Source organism: Sphingomonas pollutisoli, from assembly GCF_029167165.1.
In the GTDB taxonomy this organism is placed as follows: domain Bacteria; phylum Pseudomonadota; class Alphaproteobacteria; order Sphingomonadales; family Sphingomonadaceae; genus Sphingomonas; species Sphingomonas pollutisoli.
Genome location: NZ_JARFNJ010000001.1, coordinates 121,770 through 136,163, shown reverse-complemented (window position 1 = coordinate 136,163; position 14,394 = coordinate 121,770). Strand labels below are relative to the sequence as shown.

At 65.1% G+C, this 14,394-nt stretch carries 24 protein-coding genes; 23 read left to right on the top strand and 1 reads right to left on the bottom strand.

Going from position 1 to position 14,394, the window contains the following annotated elements:
* The 18 genes from rpsS to PX554_RS00565 all read left to right on the top strand — a co-directional run bounded on the left by rpsS (position 1) and on the right by PX554_RS00565 (position 9,061).
* Positions 1-276, top strand: a complete 276-nt coding sequence (rpsS, locus tag PX554_RS00650) for a 30S ribosomal protein S19 (protein ID WP_010164582.1) — start codon at positions 1-3, stop codon at positions 274-276.
* Positions 276-653, top strand: a complete 378-nt coding sequence (gene rplV, locus PX554_RS00645) for a 50S ribosomal protein L22 (RefSeq protein ID WP_093226350.1) — start codon at positions 276-278, stop codon at positions 651-653. Before rpsS ends, rplV begins: the two co-directional genes overlap by 1 nt.
* The gene (gene rpsC, locus PX554_RS00640) at positions 653-1,360 is read left to right on the top strand and encodes a 30S ribosomal protein S3 (RefSeq protein WP_093226349.1); all 708 of its coding nucleotides are present in this window, start codon (positions 653-655) and stop codon (positions 1,358-1,360) included. The genes rplV and rpsC overlap by 1 nt, the downstream gene beginning before the upstream one ends.
* Positions 1,361-1,370: 10 nt before the next feature.
* A complete protein-coding gene (rplP, locus tag PX554_RS00635) occupies positions 1,371-1,805 on the top strand; it encodes a 50S ribosomal protein L16 (RefSeq protein WP_093226348.1) in 435 nt (144 codons plus the stop codon).
* A gap of 1 nt (position 1,806) precedes the next feature.
* Complete coding sequence (gene rpmC, locus PX554_RS00630; RefSeq protein ID WP_093226347.1) at positions 1,807-2,013, top strand: 50S ribosomal protein L29; 207 nt, start codon at positions 1,807-1,809, stop codon at positions 2,011-2,013.
* A 10-nt stretch (positions 2,014-2,023) separates the two neighbouring features.
* Positions 2,024-2,296, top strand: coding sequence for a 30S ribosomal protein S17 (gene rpsQ / locus PX554_RS00625; protein ID WP_093226345.1), 273 nt, complete (start codon positions 2,024-2,026; stop codon positions 2,294-2,296).
* A 59-nt stretch (positions 2,297-2,355) separates the two neighbouring features.
* Complete coding sequence (rplN, locus tag PX554_RS00620; RefSeq protein WP_093226344.1) at positions 2,356-2,724, top strand: 50S ribosomal protein L14; 369 nt, start codon at positions 2,356-2,358, stop codon at positions 2,722-2,724.
* On the top strand, positions 2,724-3,041 hold the full coding sequence (gene rplX, locus PX554_RS00615) for a 50S ribosomal protein L24 (protein WP_093226342.1): 318 nt from the start codon (positions 2,724-2,726) through the stop codon (positions 3,039-3,041). Before rplN ends, rplX begins: the two co-directional genes overlap by 1 nt.
* On the top strand, positions 3,034-3,615 hold the full coding sequence (gene rplE / locus PX554_RS00610) for a 50S ribosomal protein L5 (protein ID WP_093226341.1): 582 nt from the start codon (positions 3,034-3,036) through the stop codon (positions 3,613-3,615). The genes rplX and rplE overlap by 8 nt, the downstream gene beginning before the upstream one ends.
* Position 3,616: 1 nt before the next feature.
* The gene (gene rpsN, locus PX554_RS00605; protein WP_093226339.1) at positions 3,617-3,922 is read left to right on the top strand and encodes a 30S ribosomal protein S14; all 306 of its coding nucleotides are present in this window, start codon (positions 3,617-3,619) and stop codon (positions 3,920-3,922) included.
* Between the two features lie 10 nt (positions 3,923-3,932).
* Entirely contained in the window at positions 3,933-4,328 is a 396-nt protein-coding gene (gene rpsH / locus PX554_RS00600; RefSeq protein ID WP_069206798.1) for a 30S ribosomal protein S8, read from the top strand.
* Positions 4,328-4,861: a 50S ribosomal protein L6 gene (rplF, locus tag PX554_RS00595; protein ID WP_093226338.1), complete on the top strand. Its 534-nt coding sequence runs from the start codon at positions 4,328-4,330 to the stop codon at positions 4,859-4,861. The genes rpsH and rplF overlap by 1 nt, the downstream gene beginning before the upstream one ends.
* Entirely contained in the window at positions 4,861-5,220 is a 360-nt protein-coding gene (gene rplR / locus PX554_RS00590) for a 50S ribosomal protein L18 (protein ID WP_093226336.1), read from the top strand. The genes rplF and rplR overlap by 1 nt, the downstream gene beginning before the upstream one ends.
* 2 nt (positions 5,221-5,222) lie before the next feature.
* On the top strand, positions 5,223-5,948 hold the full coding sequence (gene rpsE / locus PX554_RS00585) for a 30S ribosomal protein S5 (RefSeq protein WP_275498057.1): 726 nt from the start codon (positions 5,223-5,225) through the stop codon (positions 5,946-5,948).
* A 5-nt stretch (positions 5,949-5,953) separates the two neighbouring features.
* On the top strand, positions 5,954-6,130 hold the full coding sequence (gene rpmD, locus PX554_RS00580; protein WP_093226333.1) for a 50S ribosomal protein L30: 177 nt from the start codon (positions 5,954-5,956) through the stop codon (positions 6,128-6,130).
* Positions 6,131-6,303: 173 nt separating this feature from the next.
* Entirely contained in the window at positions 6,304-6,846 is a 543-nt protein-coding gene (gene rplO, locus PX554_RS00575) for a 50S ribosomal protein L15 (RefSeq protein ID WP_093226332.1), read from the top strand.
* 169 nt (positions 6,847-7,015) lie between these two features.
* Positions 7,016-8,380, top strand: coding sequence for a preprotein translocase subunit SecY (gene secY / locus PX554_RS00570; RefSeq protein WP_093226330.1), 1,365 nt, complete (start codon positions 7,016-7,018; stop codon positions 8,378-8,380).
* A 33-nt stretch (positions 8,381-8,413) separates the two neighbouring features.
* A complete protein-coding gene (locus tag PX554_RS00565; RefSeq protein ID WP_093226328.1) occupies positions 8,414-9,061 on the top strand; it encodes an adenylate kinase in 648 nt (215 codons plus the stop codon).
* Positions 9,062-9,088: 27 nt separating this feature from the next.
* On the opposite strand, the gene PX554_RS00560 is transcribed toward PX554_RS00565, so the two are convergent.
* Entirely contained in the window at positions 9,089-9,784 is a 696-nt protein-coding gene (locus PX554_RS00560; RefSeq protein ID WP_093226327.1) for a hypothetical protein, read from the bottom strand.
* Between the two features lie 293 nt (positions 9,785-10,077).
* Between PX554_RS00560 and PX554_RS00555 the strand changes: the two genes are divergently transcribed.
* The 5 genes from PX554_RS00555 (at position 10,078) to PX554_RS00535 (ending at position 14,327) form a co-directional block, all read left to right on the top strand.
* Positions 10,078-10,770 carry a winged helix-turn-helix domain-containing protein gene (locus tag PX554_RS00555; protein ID WP_275498052.1) on the top strand — a complete coding sequence of 231 codons (693 nt, stop codon included), beginning with the start codon at positions 10,078-10,080 and terminating at the stop codon, positions 10,768-10,770.
* Positions 10,739-12,127 carry a sensor histidine kinase gene (locus PX554_RS00550; RefSeq protein ID WP_275498050.1) on the top strand — a complete coding sequence of 463 codons (1,389 nt, stop codon included), beginning with the start codon at positions 10,739-10,741 and terminating at the stop codon, positions 12,125-12,127. The genes PX554_RS00555 and PX554_RS00550 overlap by 32 nt, the downstream gene beginning before the upstream one ends.
* Positions 12,128-12,310: 183 nt before the next feature.
* Positions 12,311-12,679, top strand: coding sequence for a 30S ribosomal protein S13 (rpsM, locus tag PX554_RS00545; protein ID WP_093226324.1), 369 nt, complete (start codon positions 12,311-12,313; stop codon positions 12,677-12,679).
* A gap of 96 nt (positions 12,680-12,775) precedes the next feature.
* Positions 12,776-13,165: a 30S ribosomal protein S11 gene (gene rpsK, locus PX554_RS00540; protein WP_034161671.1), complete on the top strand. Its 390-nt coding sequence runs from the start codon at positions 12,776-12,778 to the stop codon at positions 13,163-13,165.
* A 97-nt stretch (positions 13,166-13,262) separates the two neighbouring features.
* Complete coding sequence (locus PX554_RS00535) at positions 13,263-14,327, top strand: DNA-directed RNA polymerase subunit alpha (protein WP_093226322.1); 1,065 nt, start codon at positions 13,263-13,265, stop codon at positions 14,325-14,327.
* Positions 14,328-14,394 lie beyond the last annotated feature (67 nt).

Genomic DNA, 14,394 nt, shown 5'->3' with positions numbered 1-14,394 from the left:
ATGGCTCGTTCCGTCTGGAAGGGTCCGTTCGTGGACCTTCACCTGCTGAAGAAGGCAGAAACCGCGCAGGAAACCAACGCGCGTGGTGCGATCAAGACCTGGTCGCGTCGCTCGACGATCCTGCCGCAGTTCGTCGGCCTCACGTTCAGCGTCTATAACGGCCGCAAGTTCGTGCCGGTCTCCGTCAACGAGGACATGGTGGGCATGAAGCTCGGCGAGTTCGCGCCGACGCGCTATTTCCCCGGCCATGCCGCGGACAAGAAGGGCAAGCGCTGATGTCTAAGCCGAAATCCCCCCGCAAGGTCGGTGAGAAGGAAGCTCTCTCGGTCGGCACGCAGATCCGTGGTTCCGCGCAGAAGCTCGGCCTCGTCGCCGCGCTCATTCGCGGCAAGAAGGTCGGCGATGCGATGAACATCCTGCAGTTCTCGACCAAGGGCATGGCCATCGACGCGCGCAAGGTGCTGGCCTCGGCCATCGCCAACGCCGAGAACAACCACAACCTCGATGTCGACGCGCTCGTCGTCGCCGAGGCTTCGGTTGGCAAGTCGATCGTGATGAAGCGGTTCGCCACGCGCGGTCGCGGCAAGTCGACCCGCATCCTCAAGCCGTTCAGCCGTCTGCGCATCGTCGTGCGCGAGCAGGAAGAAGCATAATGGGTCAGAAATCGAACCCGATCGGTCTGCGTCTGCAGATCAACCGCACCTGGGACAGCCGTTGGTACGCGGAGGGCGCCGACTACGGCCGTCTTCTCCTCGAAGACCTCAAGATGCGCCAGTACATCATGAAGACGCTGCCGCAGGCGGCGATCTCCAAGGTGGTGATCGAGCGTCCGGCCAAGCTGTGCCGCGTGTCGATCTATGCCGCGCGTCCGGGCGTCATCATCGGCAAGAAGGGCGCGGACATCGAGAAGCTTCGCAAGAAGCTCGGCGCGATGACCTCGTCGGACGTGTCGCTGAACATCGTCGAGATCCGCAAGCCGGAAGTCGATTCGAAGCTCGTCGCGCAGGGCATCGCCGATCAGCTCGAGCGTCGTATCGCGTTCCGCCGCGCCATGAAGCGCGCGGTGCAGTCGGCGATGCGGCTCGGCGCCGAGGGTATCCGGATCAACTGCGGCGGCCGCCTCGGCGGCGCCGAAATCGCGCGGACCGAATGGTATCGCGAGGGTCGGGTGCCGCTTCACACGCTGCGCGCGAACGTCGATTATGCCGAAGCGCAGGCGCACACCGCCTATGGCGTCTGCGGCGTCAAGGTCTGGATCTTCAAGGGTGAGATCCTCGGCCATGACCCGCTCGCGCAGGAGCGCATCATGATGGAGGCTCAGACCTCCGGCGTGCGCCCCGCGCGCGACGACCGCCGCTAAGGACTGACTCATGCTGCAACCGAAAAAGACCAAGTTCCGTAAGGCCTTCAAGGGCCGCATTCACGGCGACGCCAAGGGCGGCACCACGCTCAACTTCGGGTCTTACGGCCTGAAGGCGATGGAGCCGGACCGGCTCACCGCCCGCCAGATCGAAGCGGCTCGCCGCGCGATCACGCGCCACATCAAGCGCCAGGGGCGTTTGTGGATCCGCGTGTTCCCGGACGTGCCGGTCTCGGGCAAGCCCGCCGAAGTCCGCATGGGCTCGGGTAAGGGTTCGCCGGAATTCTGGGCGGCGCGCGTCAAGCCCGGCCGCATCCTGTTCGAACTGGATGGTGTGCCCGGCGAGATCGCCGCGGTCGCGTTCAGCCGCGCGGCGATGAAGCTGCCGATCAAGGTTAAGGTCGTTGCCCGTCTCGGCGACACCTCGCATCTGGGAGTCGTGTAATATGGCACGGATCGACGATTTGAAGGCGAAGTCCGAAGACCAGTTGGTCGAGGAGCTCGGCAACCTGAAGCGCGAGGCGTTCAACCTCCGCTTCCAGGCCGCGACCAACCAGCTCGAAAAGCCGAGCCGCGTTCGCGAAGTCCGCCGTGACATCGCCCGTATCAAGACGCTGCAGACCGCTCGCTCGCGCGACGCGGCCGCCAAGTAAGGATTTAGACATGCCGAAGCGCGTGCTCACGGGACTGATCGTCTCGGACAAGGGCGACAAGACGGTGGTCGTGAACGTGGAGCGCAAGGTCAAGCACGCGCTCTACGGCAAGATCATCCGCCGCTCGAAGAAGTACCACGCCCATGACGAGGCGAACGAGTACAAGCAGGGTGAAACGGTGCGCATCGAAGAGACCGCGCCGATCTCCAAGCTGAAGACCTGGAAGGTGATCGATCGGGTGAACACCCATGCGACGCCGGAACGGGTCGACGTCGACGCGTAAGCGTCACTTTTAGGCGGGGTCCGGTCGGTATCGGCCCCATATGAGAAGGAAGCGGATCTATGATCCAGATGCAGTCCAATCTCGACGTCGCTGACAACAGCGGCGCGAAGCGGGTCATGTGCATCAAGGTGCTTGGGGGTTCCAAGCGCCGTACTGCCAGCGTCGGCGACATCATCGTCGTCAGCGTCAAGGAAGCCGCCCCCCGTGGCCGCGTGAAGAAGGGCGACGTGCATCGTGCCGTCATCGTGCGTACGGCGAAGGACATTCGCCGCGCCGACGGTTCGGTGATCCGCTTCGACGGCAACGCCGCGGTGCTGGTCAACAAGAACGAGGAGCCGATCGGCACCCGTATCTTTGGCCCGGTCGTGCGCGAACTGCGCGGCAAGAAGCACATGAAGATCATCTCGCTCGCGCCGGAGGTGCTGTAATGGCCGCCGCAAAGATCAAGAAGGGTGACCGCGTGATCGTCCTGTCCGGCAAGGACAAGGGCCGCACCGGCGAAGTGACGCAGGCATTCCCGAAGGACGGCAAGGTCGTCGTTTCGGGCATCAACGTCCACGTCCGTCACACCAAGCCGACCCAGGGCGACCCGCAGGGTGGCCTGAAGCGCGCCGAAGCGCCGCTGCACGTCTCCAAGGTCGCGCACGTGACCGCCGACGGCAAGCCGACGCGCGTCCGTTTCGAGACCCAGGACGGCAAGAAGGTCCGCGTCGCCGTCAAGACCGGGGAGAAGATCAGTGGCTGATGCCTATAAGCCCCGGCTGAAGGGCCTGTATGACGACAAGATCGTCAAGGCGATGACCGACAAGTTCGGCTACAAGAACGCGATGGAAGTTCCGCGCATCGACAAGATCGTCCTGAACATGGGCGTTGGCGAGGCGACGCAGGACAAGAAGAAGGTCGACAAGGCGGCGTCCGAAATGGAGCTGATCGCCGGCCAGAAGCCCGTCGTCACCAAGGCGAAGAAGTCGATCGCGCAGTTCAAGCTGCGTGAGGGCATGCCGATCGGCGTGAAGGTCACGCTGCGTCGCGAGCGCATGTACGAATTCCTCGACCGCTTCATCACGATCGCGCTGCCGCGCGTCCGCGATTTCCGTGGGCTGAGCGACAAGAGCTTCGACGGGCGCGGCAACTATGCCTGCGGCCTCAAGGAGCAGTTGATTTTCCCGGAAATCAGCTACGACCAGGTCGATCAGATCCGCGGCATGGACGTGATCGTCGCGACGACGGCGAAGACCGACGACGAAGCGCGCGAGCTGCTCCGTCTGTTCGGTTTCCCGTTCCCGATTGAAGCCGACGCAGAAAAGAAGGCGGCATAAGATGGCAAAGCTGAGTTCGATCAACAAGAACGAGCGTCGCAAGCTGCTCGTCAAGAAGTACGCCGGCCGCTACGCGAAGCTCAAGGCGATCGCCGCCGACGCGACGCTCGACGATGGCGAGCGTATGATCGCGCGCCTCAAGATGGCTGAGATTCCGCGCAACGGCAATCCGACGCGCATTCGCAACCGGTGCGAGCTGACGGGTCGTCCCCGCGCTTACTACCGCAAGTTCCGCCTCTGCCGCGTGCAGCTTCGTGATCTGGCCAACAAGGGCATGATCCCGGGCGTCACGAAGTCGAGCTGGTAAGGATCACGAGATGGCATTGACCGATCCCCTGGGTGATATGCTCACCCGCATCCGCAACGGCCAGCGCGCGCGCAAGGACTCGGTCCTGACGCCGGGCTCCAAGCTGCGTGTCCGCGTGCTCGACGTGCTCCAGCGCGAGGGCTACATCCGTGGCTACAGCGAAGAGCAGATGGGCCCGGCTGCGGGCATCCGCATCGAGCTGAAGTATTTCGAGGGCCAGCCCGCGATCAAGCACGTCGCGCGCGTCTCGAAGCCCGGCCGCCGCGTCTATTCGGGGTCTACCGAACTGCCGCGCGTCATGAACGGCCTCGGCATCACGATCGTTTCGACGCCGAAGGGCGTTCTCTCCGACGCGGAAGCGCGCGAGCAGAACGTCGGCGGCGAAGTGCTGGCGGAGGTATTCTGATGAGCCGCATCGGTAAAAAGCCGGTCGCGATCCCGAGCGGTGTCACCGCGACGATCGACGGCGGCAAGCTGAACGTGAAGGGGCCGAAAGGCACCCTGAGCCTCTCGCTGCGTGAAGAGATCACCTACACGCTCGAGGATGGCGGCATTTCGGTGCAGCCGGCCAATGACAGCAAGGCTGCGCGTGCCTTCTGGGGCATGCAGCGCACGATGGTGCAGAACCTCATCACCGGCGTGACGACGGGCTTCACCAAGAAGCTGCTGATCAACGGCGTGGGCTACCGCGCCGCCGCGCAGGGCAAGGTGCTCAACCTGAAGCTCGGCTACAGCCACGACGTCAACATCGACGTGCCGGAAGGTCTTGAGGTCAAGACCCCGGACAACACGACGGTCGAGATCTCGGGCGCCGACAAGCAGAAGGTCGGTCAGCTCGCCGCAGAAGTCCGCCGCTGGCGTAAGCCCGAGCCGTACAAGGGCAAGGGCATCAAGTACGACGGCGAGTTCATCTTCCGCAAGGAAGGGAAAAAGAAGTAATGTCGACCAAGGGTATGTCTCTCTTCGAGAAGCGGCGTCGCCGCAACCGTTCCGCGCTGCGTGCGCGCAGCGGAGGCCGGCCGCGCCTTTCGGTGCATCGCTCGGGCAAGCACATCTATGCGCAGGTGATCGACGATGCGGAAGGCCGCACCATCGCTTCGGCCTCGACGCTGGAGAAGGACGTGCGCGGCACGTCCGGCGCCAACATCGACGCGGCGACGGCGGTCGGCACGCGCGTGGCCGAGGCGGCGAAGGCCGCTGGCGTGACGCAGGTCGTGTTCGATCGCGGCGGCTTCCTGTTCCACGGTCGCGTCAAGGCGCTGGCGACTGCCGCGCGTGAAGCCGGATTGGAGTTTTAAGAATGGCCGACACCAACGAAATCCAGTCGCAGGAAGGCGCTCCGGCCGAGGCCGGCACCGCCGAAGCGCCGCAGAACCGTGGTCCGCGTGGCGGCCGTGGTCGTGGCGGCCCGGGCGGCAGCAACAACCGTGGCGGTCGCGACAATCGCGGCGGTCGCGACAACCGTGGCCGTGGTGGTCCGGGTGCTGACGACGGCGGCGAAGAGCTGATCGAAAAGCTGGTCCACATCAACCGCGTCTCGAAGACGGTGAAGGGCGGCAAGCGCTTCGGCTTCGCGGCGCTGGTCGTTGTCGGCGACGGCAAGGGCCGGGTCGGCTTCGGGCATGGCAAGGCGCGCGAAGTGCCGGAAGCCATTTCCAAGGCGACGGCTGCTGCCAAGAAGGCGATGGTCCGCGTTCCGCTCAAGGAAGGCCGCACGCTGCATCATGACGGCAACGGCCATTTCGGTGCCGGTCTCGTCACGCTGCGCTCGGCGCCGCAGGGCACCGGCATCATCGCGGGTGGCCCGATGCGCGCCGTCTTCGAATCGCTCGGCGTCGCCGACGTGGTGACGAAGTCGGTGGGCACGTCGAACCCGTACAACATGATCCGCGCGACCTTCGAGGCGCTGACCTCGCAGACCAGCCCCAAGGCGGTCGCGCAGCGTCGTGGCAAGAAGATCGCCGATCTGCTGGGCCGTGGCGGCTCGCAGACCGCCGAGGCTGACGCCGCGGCCGTGGTGGAGTAAGACACATGGCAACCATCAAGATCACGCAGACCGGTTCGCCGATCCGCCGCGAGAAGGACCAGCGCGCGACGCTGATCGGTCTCGGCCTCAACAAGATGCACCGCACGCGCGAGCTGGAGGACACCCCCGAGGTTCGGGGCATGATCCGCAAGGTCGCGCACATGGTGAAGATCGAAGCGTAAGCTTCGCTCGGCGTCGACAACAGGAAAGGGCCGTCACCGGCGTGGCGGCCCTTTCTATGTGAGGCCGCGGCGTTCTTCGTGGCCCAGAATCAGCGTGACAAGGGTGGAGCGTCTCGTTAGACGCTCCGCCTTCCAATCCATCAGCGCGACAAAAGCGAAAGCGAGTGCATCCCATGAAGTTGAACGAAATCCGCGACAACGCGGGCGCCCGTAAGTCCAAAATGCGTGTCGGCCGTGGTATCGGTTCCGGCAAGGGCAAGACCGCCGGGCGCGGCCAGAAGGGTCAGAAGAGCCGCGAGGGCGTCAGCATCGCCGGCTTCGAGGGTGGCCAGATGCCGCTCCACATGCGGCTGCCGAAGCGTGGCTTCAACAACATCTTCGCCAAGGATTATGCCGAGGTGAACCTGGGCGCGATCCAGAAGGCGGTGGATGCCGGCAAGATCGCCGCTGGCGCAGCGCTCGATCACGAGTCGCTCAAGGCCGCTGGCCTCGCACGCGGCGGCAAGGACGGCGTCCGTCTGCTGGGTAAGGGCGAACTGACCGCGAAGCTGACCTTCACCGTCGCCGGCGCCTCGAAGGGCGCGATCGAGGCGGTCGAGAAGGCGGGCGGCTCGGTTTCGGTGATCGCGGTCGTCCCCGCCGCCGAAAAGGCTGCCGCGAAGAAGGGCGTCAAGTACGCCGAGCGCAAGGCGCACAAGGCGTCGTTCAAGGCGTGATCCGCCGGCCCGCTCCAGCGAAATCTGGAGCGGGCTGCGGCGTCCCCGCCGGGCGCGGCGGCACAATGGCGCTAGGCAACCCCAAACGCATGACTATATGAGCGGCGGGGCGGTTAAACGCTTTCCGCCGCTTTTGTTTCCTAGACCGTAGTTCGGGACGATTTCCAGCATGGCATCCGCAGCCGACCAGATGGCATCCAGCATCAGCCTGTCGAAATTCGCACAGGCGACCGATCTCAAGAAGCGCCTGTGGTTCACGATCGGCGCGCTGATCGTGTTCCGGCTGCTCAGCTATGTGCCGCTGCCCGGCATCGACCCGACCGCGCTCAGCCAGCTCTCGCAATCGACGAGCGGGGGCGTGCTCGATTTCTTCAACGCCTTCTCGGGCGGCTCGCTCAAGCGGATGAGCCTGACCGCGCTCGGCGTGATGCCCTACATCACCGCCTCGATCGTGATCCAGCTCGCCACCTCGCTGTCGCCGACGCTGGCCGCGATTAAGAAGGAAGGCGAGAGCGGGCGCAAGCGCCTCAACCAATATACCCGCTACGGCACGGTCGCGCTCACGGCGGTGCAGGGCTATTTCATCGCGGTCGGCCTCGAGACGCTCGGCGCCAACCAGGGCGTCCAGGCGGTGGTCGATCCCGGCATGATGTTCCGCATCGCCGCCGTCATCTCGCTGATCGGCGGCACGATGTTCCTGATGTGGATCGGTGAGCAGATCACCAGCCGCGGCATCGGCAACGGCATGTCGCTCATCATCATGGCCGGCATCGTCGCGAACCTCCCGACGACGCTCTACAATCTGTTCGAGGGCGGCCGTTCGGGCAATCTCGACGGTTTCCGGATCGTGGGCATCATCGTCGCCGTCGTCGGCCTCGTCCTGTTCATCTGCTTCATGGAGCGCGCCCAGCGCCGCATCCTGATCCAATATCCCAAGCGCCAGACCCAGCGCGGCATGCAGGCCGATCGCAGCCATCTGCCGCTCAAGATCAACACCGCCGGCGTGATCCCGCCGATCTTCGCCTCGTCGCTGCTGCTGATGCCGCTGACGATCATGCAGTTCGCGGGCAAGCGGGTGGAGGGCAATAGCTGGTGGAGCGACGTCATCCTGACGCTCAACCAGTATCTCCAACACGGTTCGCCGGTGTACATGCTCCTCTACGGGGCGGGCATCATCTTCTTCTCGTTCTTCTACACCGCGGTCGTGTTCAATCCGGAGGAGACGGCGGACAATCTGAAGCGCTACGGCGGCTTCATCCCCGGCATTCGCCCCGGCAAGAACACCGAGATGTATTTCGATTACGTGCTGACGCGCATCACCGTGATCGGCGCGGGCTATCTGGCGATCATCTGCCTGCTGCCCGAAGAGCTGGTTTCGATGCTGCAGATCCCCTTCTACCTGGGCGGCACGAGCCTGCTGATCGTCGTCAACGTGACGATGGACACGGTGACCCAGATCCAGAGCCACTTGCTCGCGCATCAATATGGCGATCTAATCAAGAAATCGAAGCTGAAGGGCGGCCGCCTGCGTTAAGCGGGGCGGAGAGAGAATAGGGGACGGAGACTCGTGAACATCATTCTGCTTGGGCCGCCGGGAGCGGGCAAGGGCACGCAGGCGAGCCGGCTCGAAGCCGAGCGCGGGATGGTGCAGCTCTCGACCGGCGACATGCTGCGCGCCGCGCGCAAGGCGGACACGCCCCTGGGTCATCAGGTCGCGGCGGTGATGGATTCGGGTGCGCTCGTCTCCGACGAGATCGTCTCGGCGCTGATCGACGAGAAGCTCGGCACGCTTTCGGCCGAGCAGGGCACGATCTTCGACGGCTATCCGCGCACCGCGGCGCAGGCCGAGTCGCTTGATGTGATTCTCGCGCGGCATGGCCGCAAGCTCGACGTCGTGGTCGAACTCGAGGTGAACGAGGATGCGCTCGTCGAGCGCATCGTCGGGCGGTACACCTGCGCCAAATGCGGCGCAGGCTATCACGATCATTTCAAGCAGCCCCTCGTCGCGGGCGTCTGCGACGTGTGCGGCTCGACCGAGTTCAAGCGCCGCCCGGACGATAATGAGGAAACCGTGCGCACGCGGATGGCCGAATATCGCGCCAAGACGCTGCCGATCCTGCCGCTGTACGAGGCGCGCGGCATCGTGGCGAAGGTCGACGGCATGGCCGATATCGACGAGGTGAGCGCGCAGATCGCGAGTGTGCTCGACCGGTAGCGCGGCTGGGTCGGCGCGCGCGCGCGTTCAGAACGCGCATGTGCCGGCCGCGCCCTTGGTGGTGAGCAGGGACGCCGGATCGCATGAGCGGATGGGCGGCGCGGGGAAATGGGCGTTCCATTTGCCGTGCTGTCGCGACGCGATCGCGAAGATGTAGACCGCGGCGTTCGGGGTCTGCGTCCATGAGAGATACAGCGGCTCGAAGCCTTCTTCCTCGAACAATCGCGTGGTCGCTTGCGGCGAGAACCGCCAATAGTCCCCGTAATCGGCATGCTGAGGCTGTAGCCACGGCAGGACGATGATGACGACGTCCGATGACATGGCGCACAGATTGTGGAACGCCAGTCGGAAGTTCCAGATGTGCTCCAGCGTCGTGTGGTTGAACACGGTCGCGAACTTGCGCGAGAGAGATGGCGGCAATTCCGCTTCCAGATCGAGGAAGATTTCGTTGTCCGCGCCCTGGAGCGCGCCCTGGTCGGTGCCGAAGTTCGTGATGCTCCACGACGACGCCGAAACGAAATAGCTGCGATAGAATCGGCCTTCCTTGTCGCGGTCCTCCCAGGCGCTCACGTTGACGGCGGCGCCTTCGAACAAAGGTGCGAAGCGGCGCAGTTCCGCGTTGGACCAGCGCCTCGGCACCCCGAAGGCGGCCGAGGCGTAATCGCGCGGCAACAGCCCGGCACGGCGCGCGACCTGACGAACGAGTGACGTGGCGCTTGTCATCGCAAGCTTTCCTCTCCTGATCCTCCGTGCGCGGTACACCGCGCCGGCCGCCGTGTCGGTCAGCCGTTGATCCGATTCGGTGCGAATTGGAATATGACGGCTTCGTCATGCTCGCTTCACCGAATCGCTTCCGCGCCTCCGCTAGGAAGGCGGCATGGCCGATGCGCTTGGCCCAAGAGATTTTCGAGATCGGCGTCCGCACTCCCGGGGGCGCCGTTGGCCGGCGGAAGGTTGTCTTTCCGCCGGCCTCAATCCGTTCTAGGCTAAAGGGCCCGTCCGGAATGTCGCAGCCCATGACCCGCAAGATCCTGATCGTCGAAGATGACGCCGGTACCGCCGCCTATCTGGCCAAGGGGCTGGGTGAGGCGGGGTTTTCCATCGAGACCGCCAGCGACGGACGCGACGGGCTGTTCCTTGCCAGCGAGGGCATTTTCGATCTCGTCATCGCCGACCGCATGCTGCCGGGGCTCGACGGCCTCGCGATGATCGGGGCGATCCGCGCGGCGGGGATTCGCACGCCGGTGCTGATGCTCTCCGCGCTCGCCACCGTCGATGATCGTATCGACGGGCTGAAGGTGGGTGCAGACGATTATCTGTGCAAACCCTTCTCCTTCGCCGAACTGTTCGCGCGGATCGAGGCGCTGCTGCGCCGGGTCGATCTCGCGGTATCCAAGAACCAGGTGACCAAGCTCAGCGTCGGCGATCTGGAAATCGATCTGCTCGCGCGGACGGTCACACGCGAGGGGCGCGCAATCCCGCTCGGCGCGCGCGAGTTCAACCTGCTCGAATATCTGGCGCGGCACGCGGGGCAGGTGGTGACGCGCACGATGATGCTCGAGAAGATCTGGAACTACCATTTCGATCCGGGTTCGAACGTCGTCGATGTTCACATCGGGCGGCTGCGGCGCAAGATCGAGGATGGCTTCCGCGCGCCGATCCTCCATACCGTGCGCGGTGCCGGATACCGACTCTCTGCCGACGGCTAAGCGCCCGTTTCGCCTCACCGTCACGGCGCGCATCGCGCTGCTGGCGATCGGGCTGGCGCTGATCTCGAACCTCGTGCTGGTCGCGTTCGTGTGGCGGCAGATCCATGACGATTCGATCGACGCGCTCCGGCGCGACACGATCGAGCAATCCGACGCGCTGGTCTCGGTGTGGCGTTCCGGTGGCCTGCCCGCGCTGTCGCGGGCGATCGCGGAGGCACGCGCGCCCGGAGATATCTCGTTGATCCTCGCGGTGGTGGATGGCGGCGGCCAGCGGCGGATCGGTGTCGGCCCACGCGACATCGCGCTGGTCGGCGCGCCCGAACCCGTCACCTTTCGGATCGGTACGCTCGGCGGCGATCGCCCCTGGTCCGAACGTGAGGCAGGCTATTCGGTGCGGCGGCTCGGCCCGGATTTCCTCATCAGCGGCCGGCTGCTCGACGATTGGGAGCAGGAACAGCGCGGCATCGAACAGGCGATGGTGGCGGCGACGTTGCTCTCGCTCGCGCTCGGCATTCTCGTCGGATTGGCCGTGACCCGCTACGTCGGCCACCGTCTCAACGAAGTGTCCGACGTGATCGAAGGAGTCGCCGCCGGCGATCTGACGCGGCGGGTGCAGGGGCTGGCCGGCGGGCAGGACGCGTTCGACCGGCTGGCGTCACGGCTCAACGCGATGCTCGACAAGCTCGAGCGGCTGATGGCGGAACTGCGTGTCGTCACCGACGGCTTCGCGCACGATCTGCGCTCGCCGCTCGCGCGGTTGCGCAGCAAGGCGGAGGCCGCCGTCCTTCACGCCGAGCCCGAACAGCGCGAGGCTGCGATGAGCGGGCTGCTGGTGGAGACCGATCTGGTGATGCGGATGCTGACGACGCTGATCGAGATCAGCCGCGCGGAATCTGTGTCTCGCGACCGCTTCACCAGCGTCGATCCCGTCGCGCTGGTCGAGGAGATCGCCGAATTGTATGCGCCGGTCGTCGAGGATGCCGGCATGGTGTTTACCACCGCGATCGAGGGCGAGGCCGCGCGCGTGGTCTTGCACCGTGAGCTGATGACGCAGGCGATCACCAACCTGATCGACAACGCCTTGCGGCACGCCGGCGCGGGCGGGGCGGTGACGTTGCGGCTGATCCCGGAGGGAGGCTGGCTGCGCTTCCAGGTCGAGGATCGCGGCCCCGGCATCGCCGAGGCCGATCGCGCCCAGGCGCTCCGCCGTTTTGGCCGGCTCGACCGCGCGCGCACCACGCCCGGTGCGGGGCTGGGGATGGCGCTGGTCGAAGCGGTCGCGCGGCTGCATGGTGGGCGGCTCGAATTGGGTGACAATGCGCCGGGGCTGATCGTCACCATTGTCGTACCATTATAGCGCCGATGCGCCGCTTCGACTCGCTTGACAGCGTAGAGCTGAACCCTTACGTGCGCTTCCCTCCGACACACCGGCTACGGCGGCGCTCATGGCGCGCGCCGCAATCGTGCGTGTTGGAACAGGCAACGCGTTGAGATGGGGTGTGCAGCCATGCAGACCCTGTGGAGCAGGAGAAAGAGTTTCATGGCACGTATCGCGGGCGTCAACATCCCGACCAACAAGCGCGTGGTGATCGCGCTGACCTATATCCACGGTATCGGCGATACCAAGGCGAAGGAAATCACCGCCAAGCTGGGCATCGCGCCGGAGCGCCGCGTTCAGGATCTCACCGATTCGGAAGTGCTGCAGATCCGCGAGACGATCGACGCCGATCACACGGTCGAGGGCGATCTGCGCCGCCAGACCGCGATGAACATCAAGCGTCTGATGGACCTCGCCTGCTATCGCGGCCTGCGTCACCGCAAGGGCCTGCCGGTCCGCGGCCAGCGCACGCATACCAACGCGCGCACCCGCAAGGGCAAGGCCAAGCCGATCGCCGGTAAGAAGAAGTAAGAGGTCGCTCTAGGCGATCTTTACCTCTTTTACGTCGGAGGCGGTCATGCTCAGCGCTGCCGCCTTCCGCTCAGGATATAGGAACAGGACGAAAAAATGGCACGCGAACCACAGCGCATCAAGCGCCGCGAGCGGAAGAACATCACCTCGGGCGTCGCCCATGTGAACGCCAGCTTCAACAACACCATGATCACGATCACCGATGCCCAGGGCAATGCGATCTCGTGGTCGTCGGCGGGCATGATGGGCTTCAAGGGCAGCCGCAAGTCGACCCCGTATGCGGCCCAGGTCGCCGCCGAGGACGCCGGCAAGAAGGCGGCCGAGCACGGCGTCCGCACGCTTGAAGTCGAAGTCAAGGGTCCGGGTTCGGGCCGTGAGTCGGCGCTGCGCGCGCTGCAGGCGGTCGGCTTCCAGATCACCTCGATCCGGGATGTCACCTCGATCCCGCACAACGGCGTTCGCCCCTCGAAGCGCCGCCGCGTCTGAATTCGTCTCGTCCGCGCGCGATTGATCACGCGGCGCGGACGAGTCGCCCTAGGCCGGAGTTGCCCTCCTGCTCCCGCCCAAAACCAAGGGGAAGCCCGTGTCCGTCAATGCTAAGAACTGGCAGGAATTGAAGAAGCCCAACGGCCTCGAAGTGAAGCCGGGCGGCGACGCCAAGCGCAAGGCGACCTTCGTCGCCGAGCCGCTCGAGCGCGGCTTCGGCCTCACGCTCGGCAATGCGCTGCGCCGCGTGCTGCTGTCGTCGCTGCAGGGTGCCGCCGTCACCTCGATCAAGATCGAGAACGTTCTGCACGAATTCTCGTCGCTCGCTGGCGTGCGCGAGGATGTGACCGACATCGTCCTCAACGTGAAGCAGATCGCGCTGCGCATGCAGGGCGAGGGGCCGAAGCGCCTCCAGCTCTCGGCGACCGGGCCGGCCACGGTCACGGCGGGCGACATCGCGGTGACGGGCGACATCGAAGTGATGAACCCCAAGCTGGTGCTGTGCCATCTCGACGATGGCGCGACGCTCAACATGGAACTCACCGCCGATGTCGGTAAGGGCTATGTCGCGGCGGTCGCCAACCGTCCTGCCGATGCGCCGATCGGCCTCATCCCGGTCGATGCCCTGTACTCGCCGGTGCGGCAGGTCTCGTACAAGGTCGAGAATACCCGCGTCGGGCAGGAGCTCGATTACGACAAGCTGACGCTGACGGTCGAGACCGACGGCACCGTCACCCCCGAGGACGCGGTCGGCTATGCCGGTCGCATCCTGCAGGACCAGTTGGCGCTGTTCGTCCACTTCGACGATTCGGCGATGACGCGGTCTGCACCGATCGGCGTCGCGGCGCCGGCGGCGGCGAGCGAGGTGTCGGGCGATACCCAGCAGATCAACCGCTACCTGCTCAAGAAGGTCGACGAGCTCGAACTCTCGGTTCGTTCGGCCAACTGCCTCAAGAACGACAACATCATCTACATCGGCGATCTGGTCCAGAAGACCGAAGCCGAGATGCTGCGCACGCCGAACTTCGGCCGCAAGTCGCTCAACGAGATCAAGGAAGTGCTGTCTTCGATGGGTCTCCGCCTGGGCATGGAAATCCCCGGCTGGCCGCCCGAGAACATCGAAGAGATGGCGAAGAAGCTCGAGCAGGAGATTATGGGCTGAGCCTGCCGTCCGGGATTAAGCTCGCTTAATCCCGGATCAATCGGCAGGCTCGGCCGGCGGGCGCCAG